Raw genomic sequence first — 17,256 nt, 5'->3', positions numbered from 1 at the left:
GGTCACCCGCACGGGGCTCAGGTCGTGGCCAGGAGGTCCGCGACCGCGGCGTCGACCGCCGCGCAGAGCGCGTCCGTGGCGAAGCGGCCGCGCAGGCCGAGGTGGAGGCGGCCGCGGTAGGAGCTGACGGCGACGGCGAGCTCCTGGTGCCGGGCCAGCGGGGCCAGCGGGTGCAGGGCCGTCAGGGGCAGGCCGGCGAGCGTGAAGGACAGGTCCGGGACCGGCACGTTGGTGACCAGGGAGTCGAAGAGCAGCCCCGCCGAGGGGCGCAGCAGCGGCGCGGCGACGGGCAGGGCCGCCGCCGGGACGAGGTCGGCCAGCAGGGCCACCGCGCCGGCGCCGCGTCGCGGGCCCGCGGCCTTGTGGGCGTCCATCGCCTCGCGCACCCGGCGCAGGCGGAGGACCGGGTCGGGCTCGGAGACCGGCAGGTCCACCAGGAAGCCCGAGAGCCGGTTGCCCGTGGCGGCGACGCCCGAACCCGGCCCGCCGCGGCGGCCGCGTTCGCTGACGGGCACCAGCACCCGCACGTCCGTGCGCTCGCCCGCGCCGCGCAGGGCGCCCGCGAGGACGGCCAGCACGACGTCGTTGACGGTGCCACCGTGCGCCTTGCGGATCAGGCGGGCGTCGTCCAGCGCGACCGTCGGCAGCGCCAGCCCCGCGCCCGACGCGGTCGGCGCCGGGCGCTGCGCGGCGGCGCGCAGCAGTGACGGGCGCAGCGGGGAGGGGTGCAGCAGTGCGCGCTCGACTCCGTCCGCGGCCGCCAGGACCGCGCTGCCGGCGATCTCCGTCGCGCGCCAGGTGCGACGGACCTCGACGGGCAGGCTGACCCGCAGGGAGCGCAGCAGGCGGAGCGGTGTCGGGCCGTCGGACGCGGGCAGCGGCTCGCGGGCCCCGGAGCGCTCCGGGGCCCGCGTCCGCCTCGCCCCGGCCGCCGGCGCGTCACCGAAGCCGTCGAGCAGGCGGATGCCGAGCTCCAGCGCACGCAGCCCGTCGACGACGGCGTGGTGGACCTTGAGCAGCAGGACCAGGGCCGCGTCCTGGTCCCCGCCCGTGCCCCGGCCGGCGCCCCGGCCCGCGCCGATCAGGTGGATCTCCCACGGCGGCCGGTGCCGCGCGACCGGCCGGGCCATCAGCTCGCCGACGAAGCGGCCGAAGGCCGGGTCCGCGGGGTGCGCGGCGCTGTCGGCCGGCAGTTCGTGACGGACGATGTGCGCCGTGGCGTCGAAGTCCGGCTGCTCCTCCCAGGTGGGCGCCTCCCACGGCAGGCGCGCCGCCCGCACCCGGCGCCGCAGCCGCGGCACCCGCTGGGCCCGTTCCGCCAGCAGGGCCGCGACCGCGTAGGGGTCGACGGCTCCGGCGGGCCCGGGCCCGAAGACGGCCAGGGCGCCGATGTGCATGGGCGCGTCGGGCGATTCCAGGCTCCAGAAGGCATGGTCCAACGGGCTGAGCCTGGTCGTCGTCATGGGCGTCCTCTCCGCAGCGTCACGCGTCGGCCGTCTCCGAGTCTTGCGCGTGCGTGTTGCGGGCAGGTGTTCGTACCGAGAAGTTTGATGTTTGTCCGGTGACCGCCCGGGAACGGAAAGGGCATGTCAGGGGCGGAGCCGGCGGAGTACTCCGTGCGTCCGGTGGTGGCGGACGACGCCGGCGCGCAGGCGCTCGAGCGCTTCTCCGCCGACCACGGGACGTTCCGCTGGTGCTCCTGCCAGCGCTGGCGGATGAGCAGCGGCGAGTTCCGGTCCAGTGACGTGGCGGGGCGGGCGCGGGCCCTCGCCGACGAGGTGGCGGCGGGAGCGCCGGTCGGGGTGCTCGCGTTCGCGGGCGAGGAGCCGGTCGGCTGGTGCTCGATCGCGCCGCGCGAGCGGTACCGGGCGCTGGAGCGCTCCCGGGTCCTCGCCCGGGTCGACGACACGGACGGGGTCTGGTCCCTGGTCTGCTTCTACGTCCCCGGGGCGTGGCGCGGGCGCGGCGTGACGGGCGCGCTGCTGCGGGGCGCGCTCGCGTACGCGCGGCTGCGGGGCGCCGTCGCGGTGGAGGCATATCCTGCCCCTGAGAACGGCTCCTACTCGCACATGGGGCCGCGTGGCCTCTTCGAGCGGGAGGGGTTCGTCGACGTCACCCCGCCGGGGAGGAAGCGGAGCGTGCTGCGTCATGACCTCCGGGCCTGATCTCGCCCCCGAGGAGGCGCCGGACGAGGACCGGCCCGCCGCGCGCACGGCCGAGGACGGGGCCGCGCTCGCGGAACCGGCGCCGAAGGAGCGGCAGGGGCCGGAGCGGGAACCGAAGCCGGGGCAGGAGCCCGAGCAGGAAGCGGAGCAGGAGCCCGGGCAGGAACCCGGGCAGGGATCGGCCTCGGCGCCGGCCGGTGGCCCCGTCAAGCGGATGCGGATGCGCCGGGTCGTCACGCTGGTGCTGTGTGCCGTCGTCGTCTACGTGTTGCTGCTGCAGATCCTGCGGCACAACGCCGACCCCCTGCCCGCGCTGGAGCGGGCCGACCTCGTTTGGCTCGTGCCGGCGCTCCTCTCCTCCGCGCTCGGCTCGCTCGGCGCCACCTACGCGCTCATCGGTTTCGTTCCGGAGCGGGTGTCACTGACGAGAGCACTGCTCGCGCAACTGTCGGGCTTCTTCGTCAACCTGGCCACCCCGGGCGGGCTCGGCAGCGCCGCGGTCAACACCCGCTTCCTCGCCCGCTCCGGCATCCCGCAGACCCAGGCGCTGGCCAGCGTGGCCCTCGGCCAGATCGTCGGCTTCGTGCTCCACGTCCTGCTGCTGGTCGGCTTCGGGACCTGGATCGGCGCCGACTACGCCGCCTCGCTGCCCACCGGCGCGGCCCTGCTCATCACCGCCGGCTCGCTCGCCGCCGTCGTCGGCGTCTGCGTGGGCGTCCCCCGGCTGCGCCGCTGGCTCGCCGCCCGCCTGCGCGAGGCCGGCCCCCGCTTCCGCGAACTGCTGCGGCAGCCGGGCAAGCTGACCGTCGGCGTGCTGGGGCAGCTGGCCGTCACGATGATGGCGGTGACGGCCCTGTACTGCTGCTCGCGCGCGTTCGGGCAGACCGCGACCTACCCCGAGATCGCCTTCGCCCAGCTCGTCGGCTCGGCGGTCGGCTCGGCCATCCCGGTGCCGGGCGGCATCGGCTCCTCCGACGCCGCCCTGGCGTACTCGCTGCGCGTCACCACCGGCGTGGCGGCGGCGACCTGGGTGCCGGCGGTCCTGGTCTACCGCCTGTGCACCTTCTGGCTCCCGCTGATCCCGGGGTGGATCGCCTTCCTCCACCTGCAGCGGCGCGAGGCGCTGTGAGCGGCCCGCACAGCGCCCGGCTCGCTCACAGGTCCAGCACGAGCTTGCCGTCCTGGCTGCGGGAGACGCAGATCAGCATCGAGTCCGCCCGTTCCGCCACCGTCAGCAGCGCGTCGCGGTGCTCCGGCGTGCCGCCCAGGACGCGGACCTTGCAGGTGCCGCAGAAGCCCTGCTCGCAGCTGTAGGGGAGGTCCGGCAACTGCTCGCGCACGGCGCCGAGGACGCTGCGGTCCGCGGGAACGGTCAGCGAGACGCCGCTGCGCCGCAGTTCGACCTCGACGGTGTCGCCGTGGGCGGCGCCCTCCGCCGGGTGGAAGCGTTCGAGGCGGGTCTCGACGCCGGGGCGGAGCTCGGCGAGGGTGGTGACGACGGCGTCCATCAGCGGCTCGGGGCCGCAGACGTGGACGACCGCGCCGTGCGGAGCGGCCTCCAGGGCCCAGGAGAGGTCGGGCAGGCCCTCGATGTCCGTCTGGACCACGGTGACCCGGGACTCCGCGGGCTCGCAGGGCTCGCAGGGCTCCCCGGATACTGCGGACCCGGTGTTCGCGAGAGCACTGATCTCGTCGAGGAACGGCATGCTCGTCTGTGAGCGCCCGATGTAGAGCAGGCGCCAGTCACAACCGCGAGCAGCGCTCTCGCGGATCATCGGCAGGATGGGGGTGATGCCGATCCCACCCGCCACGAAGAACCGCGGCCCCGCGCCCGGTGCGAGCGGGAAGCGGTTGCGCGGCCGGTGCGCCTCGACGGACGTCCCCACCGTCAGCGTCTCGTGGACCTCCTTGGAGCCGCCCCGCGAGTCCTCCGTCAGCCGCACGCCGATCCGGTAGCGGGTGCGGTCGGCCGGGTCGCCGCACAGGGAGTACTGCCGGACCAGCCCGGAGGGCAGCAGGAGGTCCAGGTGCGCGCCCGGCTCCCACTCCGGGAGCAGAGCACCGCTCCCGGACGAGAGCACCAGTTCCGCCACGCCCTCGGCCGCCTCGCGCCGCTCCGCGACGGTCAGCTGCAACGGACGCGTCGCCGCCTCCGCCTGCTCCGCCGCAGCCCGTGCCGCCGGCGAACCCGCCAGATAGGCCAGCGCCTTGGCCGTCGAGCCCTCCTGGGTGGGGTGGTACCGCTTGCGCATGAAGCGCGGCACGGCGGTGAAGATCTCCTTCGGTGACGGCACCAGCTCCGCCTTGGCCGCCCGCACCCAGTCCTTGATCTTCGGCTCCAGCGCCCTGCGCTGGGCGGGCGTCAGCTCCGGGTCGTTGGCGATGAAGAACTTCACGCCCCGCACCCACAGCCAGAACATGGTCGGGAAGACCGTCGTCATGGCCCGCATCCTGCGGCCGTAGCGGCCGTCGACGTGCTGGAAGACGTCGAAGGCGACCGAGCGGTGCTCGACCTCCTCCGCGCCGTGCCAGCGCAGCAGGTCCACCATGACCGGGTCGGCGCCGTAGCGCTCGAAACCCCGCGCCTCCAGCACCCACTTGCCCAGCACGGCCGTGAAGTGCTCGATCGCCGCGATGAACGCGACCCGCTCCCTCAGCCACCACGCGGTCGCGGCTGGCGGCGCGGTGTGGTCCCCGAGCAGGTGCTCGAAGAACCAGTCCATCTGCGCGGTGTAGGGGGAGGGGTCGAGACCCTGCGCGACCATGTGGTCCAGGACGGTGGAGTGCGCCTGCGAGTGCACCGCCTCCTGGCCGATGAACCCGATCATGTCCTCCCGCAGGCGCGCGTCCCGCACCAGCGGCAGGGCCTGCTTGTAGACGTCGACGAACCAGCGCTCGCCGGCCGGCAGCAGCAGGTGCAGGACGTTGATCATGTGGGTGGCGAACGGGTCGTCCGGAACCCAGTGCAGCGGCGTACTGGTCCAGTCGAAGCTGACGCGACGCGCCTGCAGCGGCGCGTGCTCGGTGCTGACGGCGAGTGCGGGCACGGTGGGGAACTCCTCGTGGTTCACGTGCGGGTCGGGGGAAGGGCCGGTTCCGGCTCGGCGCGCGCTCGGCGCGCGGTCGGCGCGGGCTCGGCGCGGGTCAGCGCGGGGTCAGGTCACGGCGGGCGACGAAGCGCAGCGTGCCGGGGGAGAGGCGGCTGAGCGCCCGTCCGATCCGGGCCTCGGCGGCGACCGGCACGACGGCCCGGTTCTCCGCCACCGCGCGCAGCACCGCCTCCGCGACCCGCTCCGGTGGCAGGTTCCGCAGCCGGTAGAGGCGGTCCGCCTTGCCGCGCAGCGTCTCCTGTTCGCTCGCGCTGACGCCCACGTAGCGGGTGGCCTTGGCGATGGCGGTGTTGACGAAGCCGGGGCAGACCGCGCTGACGCCGATGCCCTCGTCGGCGAGCTCCGCGCGCAGGCACTCGGTGAGCATCAGCACGGCCGCCTTGCTGGTGGCGTAGGCGGAGAGGGTGCGCGAGGGCAGGTAGGCGGCGGCGGAGGCGATGTTGACGATGTGTCCGCCCGCGCCGCGCTCCTTCATCATCGCGCCGAAGAGCCGGCAGCCGTGGACGACGCCCATCAGGTTGACCCCGAGCACCGCGTCCCAGTCGGAGGTCTGCGTGTCCAGGAACGCGCCGCCCAGCCCGATGCCGGCGTTGTTGACCACGACGTCCGGCACGCCGTGCTCCGCCTGGACGGTCTTGGCGAACGTCTCCATCGCCGCCGGGTCGGAGACGTCCACGGCGTAGGAGCCGGTGCGCGGCGCACCCAGCAGCGCCGCGAGCTGCGCGGTGCGCGCGGCCGACGCGGGGTTCAGATCGGCGGCCACGACGCTCGCGCCCGCCTCGGCGAAGGCCAGCGCGGTCGCGCGGCCGATGCCGCTGCCCGCGCCCGTCACCACGACCGTCCGCCCGGCGTGCGGGGAGCGGTCCTTCGCGGGGGTGGTCACGTCCCGGGCGGTCACGTCCTGGGCGGTCCCCTCCTGGCGGACCGACGCGCGCTCCAGTTCCGGCCCGGCCGGGCCGCCCTCGATGTGGTCGACGAACTCCTCGATCCAGCCCGCCAGCACGCTCTCGTGCGTCAGCGGCGCCCAGTGCCCGGCGCGCAGCGGGCGCCGCCAGAGCCGTCCGACGAACGGCTGCGGCGCCTGCCCGGCCATCGCCGGCGTGACGTAGAGGTCCTTCTGCGGCAGCACGACCTGGACCGGGATGTCGGTCGGCCGCTGCCGGGGCCGGGTCAGCCGGGGGATCATGTTGGCGCGGTAGAGCGCGAGCCCGCGCACGGCGTCGGTCGGGAAGCTCGGCGCGCCGCTGCCGTGCGGCACGCCCTCGATCGCGTGCAGCAGCGCGGGCCACGCCTTGACCATCGCCGTGCGCCACAGCAGCGGGGGCAGCAGCGGCAGGTGGAAGTAACCGATGTACCACGAGTGCACGCCCTGCCAGGCGAGCTGGCCCAGCGCGCGGGGGCTGGGCCTGCGCAGCCTGCTGCGGAACCACTGGCCGACGTGGTCCAGGCACGGGCCGGAGATCGAGGTGAAGGAGGCGATCCGGCTCGCGAGCGCGGTGCCCGTCACGGACTCCCAGGACTGGATCGACCCCCAGTCGTGCCCGACCAGGTGAACCGGCCGGTCCGGGCTCACCTCCTGCAGCACGGCGCCGAGGTCCGCCTCCAGCGTGGCGAGGGTGTAGGAGCGGATCGCGCGCGGCGCGTCCGACTGCCCGGCGCCGCGCACGTCGTAGGCCACGACGTGGTGCCGCTCGGCCAGCTGCTCGGCGATGGGCCGCCACACCGCGTGGGTGTCGGGGTAGCCGTGGACCAGGACGATCGTGGTGTCGGCCGAGCGGTCGCCCCACTCGAAGACCGCCAGCCGCACACCGTCCGGCGCGGTGACGTAGGACTGCTGCTCGCTCGTGCCCTTCACGCGGCGGTCTCCTCGTTCTCGCTCTTCTCGTTCCGGTTCTTGGCGCGGGTCCGGGTGGCGGTCCTGCCCGCGGCGGCGGCCTCGGGCTCGGTCTCCGTCTCCGGCTCGGGCTCGGTCTCCGTCTCCGGCTCGGTCTCGGGCTCCGTCTCGGGCTCGGGCCGGGCGTCGGACGGCATGGCGGCGGCCCAGGCGCGGACGTGCGGGAGGTCGTCGTCGAGCCAGTAGGCGTCGTCCTCGGTGACGACGAGCAGCTCCTCGAACTTGGCGCCGATCCGGCGCAGGCCGAGGTGCGGCTCGACGGCCCACAGACCGGGGGTCGGCGCGTGGCCGGAGGACTTGCCGTCGGCCCAGAGCGGGGACCGGCCCACGATCCGCTCGGCGACCAGCTCGCGCCCGAGCGTCTGCAGGCTGCGCACCCCGAACCCGGCCACGACCGTGCGCGGCCCGCGCGCCTTGAGCCGGGTGACCTGGTGCGCGAGGACCCGGCCCGGGTAGACCCGGTGCCGGTTGTCGTAGCCGTGCTTGGCGATGAGCGCGTCGACCGAGCGGTAGATCTCGTTGAGCGGCTTGCGCTCGCGCACCTCGGCCAGGATCAGCGCGCGGTACTCCTGCAGGTCGGCGAGGATCTGCTGCTGGACGGCGTTGCCGCCGAGGCTGCCGGCGTAGCCGATGTCGGCCGTGTAGCCGTCCGCGACGGGCGCGCAGTCGAGGATGAACGGCATCCCCTCCTCCAGGCGCTTGTCGGTCGGGAAGAACTGCAGCGGCGTGCGGAAGCGGTGGAACGTCGTGCGGTCGCCGAACCAGGCGAACGGCACGTGGAACCAGTCGTCCGCGCCGTTGTCCATGAGCCAGTGCCGCATCCGCTGGGCGGCCTGCTTCTCGGTGACGCCCGCCTCCAGCGTCGCAGCGACGGCCTCCGCGCAGCGGTAGGCGAGCTGCTGGACGGCGCGGAAACGGTCCAGGTCCTCCGGCGCCCAGGCCGGCTGCTTATTAGACATAGTGTCAACATACTGCCGAGTCAGGTCCGCGCAACAGGTGTCCGCGCGGAGTTTTCCGGGGCGCGGGGCGGCCGTCACCGGCGCGAAAACCCGGTCGCCCGCGGGCCCGCCCGCTCGCTAGGTTCGTGCCATGACCGAGACCGCCCGTCCTCTCGTCGCGGCCCTGACCGGCGCCGGCGTGTCCACCGACTCCGGCCTGCGCGACTACCGGGGCCCGCAGGGTCTGTGGCGCGACGACCCGGACAACGAGCGCCTGGTCACCATCGACAGCTACCTCGCCGACCCCGAGGTGCGGGCCCGCTCCTGGCGGATGCGCCTGGAGACCGGCGTCCTGGACGTGCGGCCGAACGTGGCCCACCGCGCCTTCGCCGCCTACGAGCGCAGCGGCCTCCCGCTGCGCGTGCTCACCCAGAACGTCGACGGCCTGCACCAGCTCGGCGGGGTCAGCCCGCGCAAGGTCCTGGAACTGCACGGCACCGCGCGCCGCACCGAGTGCGTGCGCTGCCACGCGCGCGGCGCGCTCGCCGAGGCCCTCGACCGCGTCCGCGCGGGCGAGGCCGATCCGGCCTGCACGGCGTGCGCGGGCGTGCTCAAGCCCGCCACCGTCTTCTTCGGCGAGCACCTGGACCCGGAGGTACTCGGGCAGGCCCGCGCCATCGCCGCTGCCTGCGACGTCCTGCTCGCCGTCGGCACCACCCTCCAGGTGCACCCGGCCGCCGGCCTCGTCGACATCGCCCTCGCGGGCGGCGCCCGCGTCGTGATCGTCAACGCCGACCCGACGCCCTACGACGACGTCGCGGCCGAGCTCGTCCGCGAGCCGATCGGTACCAGCGTCCCCGCCCTGCTCCGCCGCCTCGCGGCGGAGGCGGGCACGACGTGGCCGGGCGAGTGAGCGTGCCCGCGCCCGAGCCGGCGGACCCCACGTCCGCGATGGCGGACCCCGCGCCCGCGATGGCGGACCTTCCCGACCCGGTGGCGGCGGCGCGGCGCTTCGTCGAGCAGCGGGGCTTCCCCGGGCTGCGGGCGGCGTTCGTCGCGGGCAGCGTGCTCACCCGGCACCGCACGCCCACCTCGGACCTGGACATCGTGGTCCTGCTCGCCGGCCCGCCCGCGCCGTTCCGGGAGAACCTGCGGCACGACGGCTGGCCGGTCGAGTTGTTCGTCCAGACCGAGGCCGACTGGCACCGCTTCGCCGACCAGGAGTTGGCCGACGGCCGCTCCCCACTACTGCACATGTGCGCGCAGGGGCTGCTGCTGGCCGACGTCGACGGCCTCGGCGCGACACTCCAGTCCCTCGCCCGCCAACGCCTCGCGGCGGGCCCGCCCTCGGCCACCACGGCGGAACTCGACCGTCGCCGCTACGAGATCACCGACGCCCTTGACGACCTGCGCGGCGCTGCGGACCTGGCGGAGCGCCTCTACCTCGCGACGCAACTGTTGCACAAGGCATCCGAGTTGGCCCTGCGTGCGGAGGGCCGCTGGCTCGGCGGCGGCAAGTGGCTCTCCCGCCGCCTCGGCGCCGCCGACCCCGCCCTCCACCACGCCCTCACGTCCGCCGTCACCGCCGTCGCGACGGACGCGCCGGACGGCACGCAGCGCCTCGTCGCCGCGGTCGAACAGGCCCTCTCCCTCGCGGGCGGCCCCCTCTGGGCGGGCTACACCCTGGGCCGCCCCGACTCATGACACCGCACCGGCCCCACCTCCGGGGTCGCCCGAGCAGGCCTCGGTCGTTCGGACCGTTAGGGTTCCCCGGGGCGAGAGGTCGAGAGGGAGTACAGCCGTGTTCGTCGAGATCGTGTTCGTCGGCCTGCCGATCGATCGTTCCGAGGTCGAAGCGGCTCTGGAGGAGGCCGCGTTCGGGTCCGACGGAGAGGTCACCGGCGCGGGCAGCGGTATGGGCCGTTGCCACCTCGACCTCGAAATCGGCATCGCGGAGGACTCGGACACGACCGCGGCCCCGGAGCGGCTCCGGGCGGTGCTGTCCGAACTCGGTGTCGCCGACTGTGCGACCTTGACCGTGAGCGAGTGACCATGACGTACCTGGCGTTGATCAGACACGGTGAGACGGCCTGGAACCGGACCGGCCGCTTCACCGGCTGGGCCGATGAACCCATGACCCTCAAGGGGGAGGAGGACGCCCGCGCCGCGGGGCTCACACTGGCACGCAGCGGGGTCCCGTGGCACCTCGTCCACACCTCGACGTTGCAACGTTCCATCGACACCGCTGCTTTCGCACTCCGCCAACTCCCGGGGGCGCGGCCGGCAGAGATCCGCGACTGGCGGCTCAACGAGCGCCACGTCGGTGATCTGGAAGGCGGCAGCCATGCCGAGGCCGCCGCGACGCATGGCCCGGACCAGGTCGAACAGTGGCGCTGGGGATGGGATGTCCGTCCACCGACCATCACCGGAGACGATCCTCGCCAGCTCGGACATCACGCGAGGCACCCCGAACTCGGCGACGAACTCCCGGTCGGTGAGTCACTGCAGGATGTCGTGGAGCGGGTCCGGCCCTGGCTGGAGGAGATCCGGACCCAACTTTCCGCCGGCCTCAACGTCGTCGCCTTCACACACGGCACGACCCTCAGGGCCTTGCGCGTCATCCTCGAAGGAAGCACACCGGCGGAGGCGTTCACCATGCGTGCCGCGAACGGCGCGGTGGTTCGGTTCGAGCTCGCTGCGCGCGGCTTTCGGCCGGCCTCATGCCTGAGCCCGGCCGACTTGTCTGGTTAGGAGCATTTGCCCGGCGGCGGACTGCCGGGGGGACGTTTGCAACCCCGGGGCCGACGGGTAACGTGATCACGTCTTCGCTGTCCGCTGTACCGCTGCACCTGCCGTTCGTGGACGCGACCAACCCGGGGGCGGAGTTGACTTTGCCCCTCTTGTCCCGAATGGGGGAATCAGTATGGCCACCGGTACCGTGAAGTGGTTCAACGCCGAGAAGGGCTTCGGCTTCATCGAGCAGGCCGGCGGCGGCCCGGACGTCTTCGCGCACTACTCCGCGATCCAGTCCAACGGCTACCGCGAGCTCGTCGAGGGCGAGACCGTGACGTTCGACATCGAGCAGGGCCAGAAGGGCCCGCAGGCCGCGAACATCGTCCGCGGCTGACAGCAGCACGACTGAAGGCCCCGGCCGCCCGCTAAGGGCGGCCGGGGCCTTCGGCGTTGTGAGTCGCCCTTGGTCGGGGCACGGCGCTAGCCGATGAGGCGGCGGCGCCATTCCAGGGGAGTGACCGTGATGGCCCGGCCCGGGTCGTGGTTCCACTCCGTGGGGAGGCCGACGGCCGTCAGAGCGGAGACGATCTCGTGGCCGATCGCGGTCGTGGTCTCCGACGAGTTGTCGAACCCGCCGTAGTGGAGCGTCAGGCCACGGCCGCAGGCCGCCGAGCCGGTGCTCTGGGAATGGAAGTAGACGAAGCCCCGGGCGTCCGGACCCGCCTCGGCGCCGATCTCGGACTGCCCGCACGAGCGGCAACAGGTGAAGTTCTCCCGCGCGGTGATGCCGGACGCCTCCAGCGCGGCGAACGCGCGCGTCAATCGCTCGGGGTCCGTCTCGCCCTGCCAGGTGGCCTGCTCCGCGACGCGCTCCAGCCACAGTCGGTCGGCCAGCGCCCTCGCCTGCGCGGGCGAGACCGGCCGCCGCTCCTTGGTGACCAGGTAGTCCTCGGCGAGCTCGGTCAGGCGCGCCCGGTTGCTGTAACCGCCGACCAGGACCTCGCGGACCTGCTGTTCCAACTCCTCGCGCTCGCCCTCACCGAGGTCCAGCGGCGGCACCTCGGTGACCGGGCCGAGGTCCAGTGGCGCCCAGTCGAGCCCGGCGTCCCACCCCGCCTCCCGGCGCGCCCAGCCCGTCATGGCCGAGATCACCGCCTCGGCTCCGTCCGGCTTCGCCAGGAAGTGCCGGTCGACGGAACCGTCCCGGTGCTCCAGCGTGTAGTCGCCCCCGGCCTCGTGCCAGACCTGCACGAACACGTCCGGCAGGTCGGGGATCGGATGGACCACCAGGAACCGGTCGCCGTCACCCCCGATACGCCGCACCAGGTCTGCCAAACCCTCAGCGGACACGCGGACCAGCCGCCCCCGCTTCTCCGTCTTCACCACGACCTCCAGCACGTGGAGACTCTGACACACCGGTCCGACAGTGCGCCCGGGGGACCACCCGTGTCAGCGGCGCCCGACGTGCGCGGCCACGGTCCGCGCACACGCCGCCGGTTCCGCGCGCGACGTGTCAACCTCCAGGTCGTAGACGACGCCCTCGTGGACGGCATCCGCCTGTGACGCCGCCATCCCCTGCGCCCGGTCGCCCCGTGCGGCCTCCCGCTCCGCCGCGACCACACCGTCGCACCGCACGCCGACCCAGAGCACGTTCAGCCCGGTCAGCGCCGCCCGCCAGCGCTCCTGCGAGGCCGCTCCGCCGAGGAACACGTCGTCGACGACCACGCGCGCGCCCGCACGCACCATCGCCGCCACGCCCGTCCGCCACGCCGCCTCCAGCGCGCGGAACTCCGCCCCGACGGCGACCGTGCCGTCCGCCGCCACCGTGAACCCCGTCTCGGATGCCAGCAGCGACGGCGGCAGCATCTCCACGAACGCGTCGACCGCGACCGCGAGCCACGGCTCCGGCAGGACGATCTGGAGGGCGCGGACCAGCGTCGACTTGCCCGAGCTGGAACCACCGTTGAGCACGATCACCTGAGTAGCCACCGGCTCACCCTAGATCGAAAAACTCCGCGCCCCGGCCCCCGCGCGTGTGAGGATGCCCGGGTGTCGACCACCATCACCGAACATCGCTACACCGCCGACGACGGCGCCGAACTCGGGTACCTGCGGCGTGGATCGGGGGAGCCGCTCGTCTGCCTGCCCGGCGGCCCCGGTGCCGACGTGCGGTACCTCGGCGGTCTGGGCGGCCTCGACGAGCACCGCTCGCTCGTCCTCGTCGACCAGCGGGCGACCGGCCGCTCGCCGGTCCCTGAGGACCGGTCCCGCTGCCGCTACACCGCCCAGGCCCACGACCTGGAGGCGTTGCGACGCCACCTCGGCCTGGAGCGCCTCGACCTGCTCGCCCACTCCGCCGCGTGCCTGACCGCCCAGGAGTACACCGCCGCACACCCCGGCCGCGTGCGCCGGCTGATCCTGGTGACGCCGGTCGGCGTCCTCGCACGCGAGGCCGACGAGGCGGAGGTCGCCGAGATCCGCTCCCGCCACGTCGACGAGCCCTGGTACCCGGCGGCCGTCGCCGCGCAGGAGGAGCTCGCGGCCGGGGGCGTCGACCCGGAACGGGTCGGGGAGTTGACGCTGCGCACGGTCCCGTTCGTGTGGGGGCGCTGGCGGGAGGAGTACCTCGCGCTCTACCGCGAACCGATGCGGGGCGCGCCCGACTGGTACCGCGACGTCTTCTACTCCGGCGCCCCGGCACCGGACGAGCGTGACGCCCGCCTCGCGCGCCTCGCCGCTTGCGGCGCCCGCCCATTGGTCCTCGCGGGTGGTGGCGACGGCATCATCGGCACCGCACCGGCCCGGCAGGCCGCCGAACTGCACCCGGGCAGCCGCCTCGTCGTCCTGCCGGACGCCGGGCACCGCCTCTGGCACGAGGAGCCGAAGGCGTTCACCGGGGAGGTGCTGGCCCACCTGCGGTCGTAAGGCCCGGGCGTGCCGCTGCGGAAGGTGCGAGGATCGGACGCATGACGGAAGCCGGTTACTCGGGCACCCCGCTGGCCAAGAAGCTGCGGATCAAGCCCGGCCACGTCGTCGCGCTGCGCCACGTGCCCGCCGACTGGCCGGTGCCCGACCTCCCCGACGGTGTGCGCCTCGACGCGCGCCCCGACGCCCGCCCCGAGGAGGCGGACGTCGTCCTCGCCTTCTACCGTGCGGCGGCCGACGTGCGCGACGACGCGGCCGGTCTGGTCGCCGCGCTGCGGCCCGCATCCTGCCTGTGGTTGCTGTGGCCGCGCCGCGCGGCCGGTCACACCAGCGACATCACCGACACCGAGCTGCGCGCAGTGATGCTGCCGCTGGGGGTGGTGGACGTGAAGGTCGCGGCGGTGGGGGAGGACTGGTCCGGCCTCGCCTTCGTCTGGCGCAAGGAGAACCGTCCGACGCGGTGACCGGGCGGCGTCGGCCGTGGCGGCCTCAGACTGCCGGTTCACTCGTCGAGAACGGCTCGGGGCCGGGCACGCTCGTGTCGGTGTCGGTGTCGGTGTCGATGTCGGTGTTCGGGTCCGGGTCCGCGTGGGTCGTCCGCACGCGCAGCGCGCGCACCTCAGGGACGGCCACCATGGCGAACGTGCCGAGCAGGATCACCGCGGCCGCGACGAGCAGTGTCGCGCGCACGCCCACCGCCGCACTGAGCGGACCCACCGCGGCCTGGGCGACAGGGATGATCGCGTAGGAGCCGAGCGCGTCGTAGGAGTAGACCCGGGCCAGGCGCTCCTCCGGGATCTCCTGCTGGAGCGAGGTCTCCCAGGCGATGCCGAACTGCTCGACGCAGACGCCCGCCAGCACGTTGCTCACAGCCAGCACTGGAACCGGCAACCCCAGCGCCAGCCCGGTGGGCAGCAGCGCCTCGGCCACCATGCAGGAGGTGCCGACCAGCAGCAGGTGCCGCGCCCGGAAGCGGAGGCCGATCACCCCGCCGGCCACCATCCCGATCGTCTGGCAGGACAGGATCAGTCCCCACCCGCCGCTCCCGAAGGACGTCTTGGCGATCGACGGGCCCAGCACCTGGATGACACCGCTGTACGCGGCATTGAGGAAGCCGAAGCCGAGCACGATCACCCAGACCCAGCGCCGCAGCACGAACTCGCGCCAGCCCTCGTGCAGTTCGCGCAACACGCCGGGCCGCGGCGCTCCGGCAGGCCCATGGGCGCGCGCGGGGGCGGCGACGCGCACGAGGGAGAACAGCAGGGCAGCGGCCGCGAAGGTGGTCGCGTCGATGGCGAGCCCCCATCCGGCGCCGAGCCCGCTGACCACGATCCCGCCCACGGCCGCCCCGCCGATCATCGCCCCGTTGGCGAACATCCGGTTCAGCGCGTTCGCGCTCAGCCGCTCCTCGGCGGGGATGGTCTGAGGCAACAGTGCGGACGAGGCGGGCAGGGCGAAGGCGGCGAAACTCCCGTTCAGCGCGGAGAGCACGAGCAGGCGCGTGACGGTCGCCTGGTGGGTCAGGACGAGCGTGGCCACCGTCCCCTGGCTGAGCGCGCTCAGCACGCTCGATCCGACCAGCACCAGGCCGCGCGGCAGGCGGTCGGCCACGACGCCGCCGAAGAGCAGGAAGACGACGTTGAAGAGTGTCCGCACCGCGACCACGAGCCCCAGCTGCGTCACCGAGCCGGTGATCTCCAGGACGGCGAAGGCGAGGGCGATCGGGGCGACGCCGTTTCCCAGCATGTTGGCGGCGCGGCCCGCGACGAGCAGGCGGAACGGGCGATGGCGAAAAGGGGCGAGGGCTGTTGGCACTGGGCATCCCTACCGTGTGGGCGATCGCACAGCAACGGCTTTTCGTCGGCGGGGGCCGGCTGTGCAACAAACTGTTGACGGAGGTGGGGAGCGTCGATAGCGTCACGTCAACAAACTGTTGATACAGGACCCGAGGTCGGGGCGAAGGGGAAGTTATGGCCGCGCGAACCACGTTCTCCAGCACACTGCGGGAGGGCATCGAAGCCGACCTCGCCGGAGTCGACGCCGATCTCGCCGCACGGTACCCGGGCGATCCCGGCACCCGGCAGCCGGTGCACACCGTCTACGTCCCCGCCGACGCCCTCGTGGACGGCGGGACCGAGCGCGGCGTTGGCGAGCTCGTCCGCGACTGGGGCCGCCAGGCCCTCGACCTCCTCGACCGGCACGCGCCCGACGCGTCCGCCCTCGCGGCCGTCCTCGGCCAGACAGACGCTGGTCTCGCGGCCGACGTCCACGACCGCGTCCGCGCCAAGCTGGAGCGCGAGCCCATCGAGGACCTCCGCATCGACTTCGAGGACGGTTACGGCCCCCGGCCCGACAGCGAGGAGGACGCCGCCGCCGAGCGCGCCGCGCGCCTCGTCGCCGAGGCCGTCGCCGACGGCAGCGCGCCGCCGTTCATCGGTATCCGCATGAAGTGCATGGAGTCGCCCGTGCGCGCACGCGGGATCCGCACCCTGGACCTCTTCCTCACCGGCCTCCTCGACGCCGGGAAGGGCGCCCTGCCGGAGGGGCTCGTCCTCACCCTCCCCAAGGTGACCTATCCCGAGCAGGTCGCCGCGATGGCAAAGCTCGTGGCGGGCTTCGAGCACGCGGCCGGCCTCCCGAGCGGGCGGATCGGCTTCGAGATCCAGATCGAGACCACCCAGGCCATCCTCGGCGCGGACGGCCGCGCGACCGTGTCCCGGATGATCGAGGCGGCGGAGGGCCGCGCCACCAGCCTCCACTACGGCACCTTCGACTACAGCGCGTCCTGCGGCGTCAGCGCGGCCTACCAGAGCATGGAGCACCCGGTCGCGGACCACGCCAAGGCCGTCATGCAGGTTGCCGCGGCCGGAACGGGCGTCCGCCTCTCCGACGGGTCGACCAACGTCATCCCGACCGGCCCGACCGAGCAGGTCCACGCCGCCTGGCAGCTCCACCACCGACTGGTCCGCCGCTCGCTCGAGCGCGCCTACTACCAGGGCTGGGACATGCACCCCGGCCACCTGCCCACCCGCTATGCGGCGGTCTACTCCTTCTACCGCGAGGGCATGGACGCCGCCGCGGCCCGCCTTGCCGCGTACGTCGCGCGCGCCGGTGGTGACGTGATGGACGAGCCGGCCACCGCCAAGGCCCTCAGCGGCTACCTGCTCCGCGGCCTGGACTGCGGCGCCGTGGACGCCGCGGAGGTCGAAAAGGCCGCGGGCCTCGACCGTCGCGCCCTCGACACGCTCGCGGGACGCTGACGGGCGGCCGATTTGGATCCGGGGCGACACTCGCGTACAGTCGATCGAGTTGCCTCGGAGACCACCCCGCAAGGGGATGGTGACGGGAAGACGAAATCCACTGGAAATCGGAGCTGAAAAGCTCTGATAGAGTGGGAAACGAAGGAAGCGCCCGGAGCGGCCCGAAAGGGAAGCAAAGGAAGCGACCGTTCCTTGAGAACTCAACAGCGTGCCAAAAGTCAACGCCAGTTA

At 73.7% G+C, this 17,256-nt stretch carries 17 protein-coding genes and 1 pseudogene; 10 read left to right on the top strand and 8 right to left on the bottom strand.

From position 1 onward, the window contains the following. Positions 1 to 17: 17 nt before the first annotated feature. Positions 18 to 1,463, bottom strand: coding sequence for a wax ester/triacylglycerol synthase domain-containing protein (locus tag ABH931_RS32350; protein ID WP_370121317.1), 1,446 nt, complete (start codon positions 1,461 to 1,463; stop codon positions 18 to 20). A 123-nt stretch (positions 1,464 to 1,586) separates the two neighbouring features. On the opposite strand from ABH931_RS32350, the gene ABH931_RS32345 reads away from it, so the two are divergent. Then, a complete protein-coding gene (locus ABH931_RS32345; protein WP_370121315.1) occupies positions 1,587 to 2,165 on the top strand; it encodes an N-acetyltransferase family protein in 579 nt (192 codons plus the stop codon). After that, complete coding sequence (locus ABH931_RS32340) at positions 2,149 to 3,294, top strand: YbhN family protein (protein ID WP_370121312.1); 1,146 nt, start codon at positions 2,149 to 2,151, stop codon at positions 3,292 to 3,294. The genes ABH931_RS32345 and ABH931_RS32340 overlap by 17 nt, the downstream gene beginning before the upstream one ends. 25 nt (positions 3,295 to 3,319) lie before the next feature. Here ABH931_RS32340 and ABH931_RS32335 read toward each other — a convergent pair whose 3' ends face one another. From ABH931_RS32335 to ABH931_RS32320, 4 genes and pseudogenes are all read right to left on the bottom strand, one after another. Beyond that, entirely contained in the window at positions 3,320 to 3,673 is a 354-nt protein-coding gene (locus ABH931_RS32335; RefSeq protein ID WP_370121519.1) for a 2Fe-2S iron-sulfur cluster-binding protein, read from the bottom strand. Positions 3,674 to 4,309: 636 nt separating this feature from the next. Continuing rightward, a pseudogene (locus tag ABH931_RS32330) lies at positions 4,310 to 5,236 on the bottom strand (metal-dependent hydrolase); the annotation flags it as partial. Between the two features lie 73 nt (positions 5,237 to 5,309). Next, positions 5,310 to 7,130, bottom strand: coding sequence for an SDR family oxidoreductase (locus ABH931_RS32325; RefSeq protein ID WP_370121309.1), 1,821 nt, complete (start codon positions 7,128 to 7,130; stop codon positions 5,310 to 5,312). Continuing rightward, positions 7,127 to 8,128: a M24 family metallopeptidase gene (locus ABH931_RS32320; protein ID WP_370121306.1), complete on the bottom strand. Its 1,002-nt coding sequence runs from the start codon at positions 8,126 to 8,128 to the stop codon at positions 7,127 to 7,129. Before ABH931_RS32320 ends, ABH931_RS32325 begins: the two co-directional genes overlap by 4 nt. Before the next feature lie 130 nt (positions 8,129 to 8,258). Here ABH931_RS32320 and ABH931_RS32315 point away from each other — a divergent pair, with 130 nt between their 5' ends. The 5 genes from ABH931_RS32315 (at position 8,259) to ABH931_RS32295 (ending at position 11,234) form a co-directional block, all read left to right on the top strand. Next, the gene (locus tag ABH931_RS32315; RefSeq protein ID WP_370121303.1) at positions 8,259 to 9,020 is read left to right on the top strand and encodes an NAD-dependent deacetylase; all 762 of its coding nucleotides are present in this window, start codon (positions 8,259 to 8,261) and stop codon (positions 9,018 to 9,020) included. Beyond that, positions 9,005 to 9,811 (top strand): nucleotidyltransferase domain-containing protein, encoded by an 807-nt coding sequence (locus tag ABH931_RS32310; RefSeq protein WP_370121300.1) that lies wholly within the window; start codon positions 9,005 to 9,007, stop codon positions 9,809 to 9,811. The genes ABH931_RS32315 and ABH931_RS32310 overlap by 16 nt, the downstream gene beginning before the upstream one ends. Positions 9,812 to 9,908: 97 nt before the next feature. After that, on the top strand, positions 9,909 to 10,157 hold the full coding sequence (locus ABH931_RS32305) for a hypothetical protein (protein ID WP_370121297.1): 249 nt from the start codon (positions 9,909 to 9,911) through the stop codon (positions 10,155 to 10,157). Between the two features lie 2 nt (positions 10,158 to 10,159). Further along, the gene (locus ABH931_RS32300) at positions 10,160 to 10,858 is read left to right on the top strand and encodes a 2,3-bisphosphoglycerate-dependent phosphoglycerate mutase (protein ID WP_370121516.1); all 699 of its coding nucleotides are present in this window, start codon (positions 10,160 to 10,162) and stop codon (positions 10,856 to 10,858) included. Positions 10,859 to 11,030: 172 nt separating this feature from the next. Further along, positions 11,031 to 11,234: a cold-shock protein gene (locus ABH931_RS32295; RefSeq protein WP_370121294.1), complete on the top strand. Its 204-nt coding sequence runs from the start codon at positions 11,031 to 11,033 to the stop codon at positions 11,232 to 11,234. 86 nt (positions 11,235 to 11,320) lie between these two features. Here ABH931_RS32295 and ABH931_RS32290 read toward each other — a convergent pair whose 3' ends face one another. Both ABH931_RS32290 and cpt read right to left on the bottom strand, forming a co-directional pair. Continuing rightward, complete coding sequence (locus ABH931_RS32290; protein ID WP_370121291.1) at positions 11,321 to 12,238, bottom strand: hypothetical protein; 918 nt, start codon at positions 12,236 to 12,238, stop codon at positions 11,321 to 11,323. 51 nt (positions 12,239 to 12,289) lie between these two features. Further along, entirely contained in the window at positions 12,290 to 12,829 is a 540-nt protein-coding gene (cpt, locus tag ABH931_RS32285; RefSeq protein ID WP_370121288.1) for a chloramphenicol phosphotransferase CPT, read from the bottom strand. A gap of 60 nt (positions 12,830 to 12,889) precedes the next feature. Between cpt and ABH931_RS32280 the strand changes: the two genes are divergently transcribed. Then, positions 12,890 to 13,765, top strand: coding sequence for an alpha/beta fold hydrolase (locus tag ABH931_RS32280; protein ID WP_370121285.1), 876 nt, complete (start codon positions 12,890 to 12,892; stop codon positions 13,763 to 13,765). Positions 13,766 to 13,806: 41 nt separating this feature from the next. Then, the gene (locus ABH931_RS32275) at positions 13,807 to 14,229 is read left to right on the top strand and encodes a DUF3052 domain-containing protein (RefSeq protein WP_370121282.1); all 423 of its coding nucleotides are present in this window, start codon (positions 13,807 to 13,809) and stop codon (positions 14,227 to 14,229) included. A gap of 25 nt (positions 14,230 to 14,254) precedes the next feature. Here the strand turns inward: ABH931_RS32275 and ABH931_RS32270 are convergent, their stop codons facing one another. Continuing rightward, positions 14,255 to 15,580 (bottom strand): MFS transporter, encoded by a 1,326-nt coding sequence (locus ABH931_RS32270; RefSeq protein ID WP_370121279.1) that lies wholly within the window; start codon positions 15,578 to 15,580, stop codon positions 14,255 to 14,257. A 155-nt stretch (positions 15,581 to 15,735) separates the two neighbouring features. On the opposite strand from ABH931_RS32270, the gene ABH931_RS32265 reads away from it, so the two are divergent. Next, positions 15,736 to 17,025, top strand: coding sequence for an aldolase (locus ABH931_RS32265; protein ID WP_370121276.1), 1,290 nt, complete (start codon positions 15,736 to 15,738; stop codon positions 17,023 to 17,025). Positions 17,026 to 17,256 lie beyond the last annotated feature (231 nt).

Origin of the sequence: Streptacidiphilus sp. MAP12-33, from assembly GCF_041261265.1 — a bacterium.
In the GTDB taxonomy this organism is placed as follows: domain Bacteria; phylum Actinomycetota; class Actinomycetes; order Streptomycetales; family Streptomycetaceae; genus Streptacidiphilus.
This window is presented reverse-complemented; position numbering and strand designations above follow the sequence as displayed.

Bases quoted from the DNA above. Each gene is read 5' to 3' on its own strand.
- ABH931_RS32300 (WP_370121516.1), top strand. From the start codon at position 10,160: ATGACGTACCTGGCGTTGATCAGACACGGTGAGACGGCCTGGAACCGG.
- ABH931_RS32340 (WP_370121312.1), top strand. From the start codon at position 2,149: ATGACCTCCGGGCCTGATCTCGCCCCCGAGGAGGCGCCGGACGAGGAC.
- ABH931_RS32345 (WP_370121315.1), top strand. From the start codon at position 1,587: ATGTCAGGGGCGGAGCCGGCGGAGTACTCCGTGCGTCCGGTGGTGGCG.
- ABH931_RS32295 (WP_370121294.1), top strand. From the start codon at position 11,031: ATGGCCACCGGTACCGTGAAGTGGTTCAACGCCGAGAAGGGCTTCGGC.
- ABH931_RS32315 (WP_370121303.1), top strand. From the start codon at position 8,259: ATGACCGAGACCGCCCGTCCTCTCGTCGCGGCCCTGACCGGCGCCGGC.
- ABH931_RS32320 (WP_370121306.1), bottom strand. From the start codon at position 8,128: ATGTCTAATAAGCAGCCGGCCTGGGCGCCGGAGGACCTGGACCGTTTC.
- ABH931_RS32350 (WP_370121317.1), bottom strand. From the start codon at position 1,463: ATGACGACGACCAGGCTCAGCCCGTTGGACCATGCCTTCTGGAGCCTG.
- ABH931_RS32265 (WP_370121276.1), top strand. From the start codon at position 15,736: ATGGCCGCGCGAACCACGTTCTCCAGCACACTGCGGGAGGGCATCGAA.
- ABH931_RS32335 (WP_370121519.1), bottom strand. From the start codon at position 3,673: ATGGACGCCGTCGTCACCACCCTCGCCGAGCTCCGCCCCGGCGTCGAG.
- ABH931_RS32275 (WP_370121282.1), top strand. From the start codon at position 13,807: ATGACGGAAGCCGGTTACTCGGGCACCCCGCTGGCCAAGAAGCTGCGG.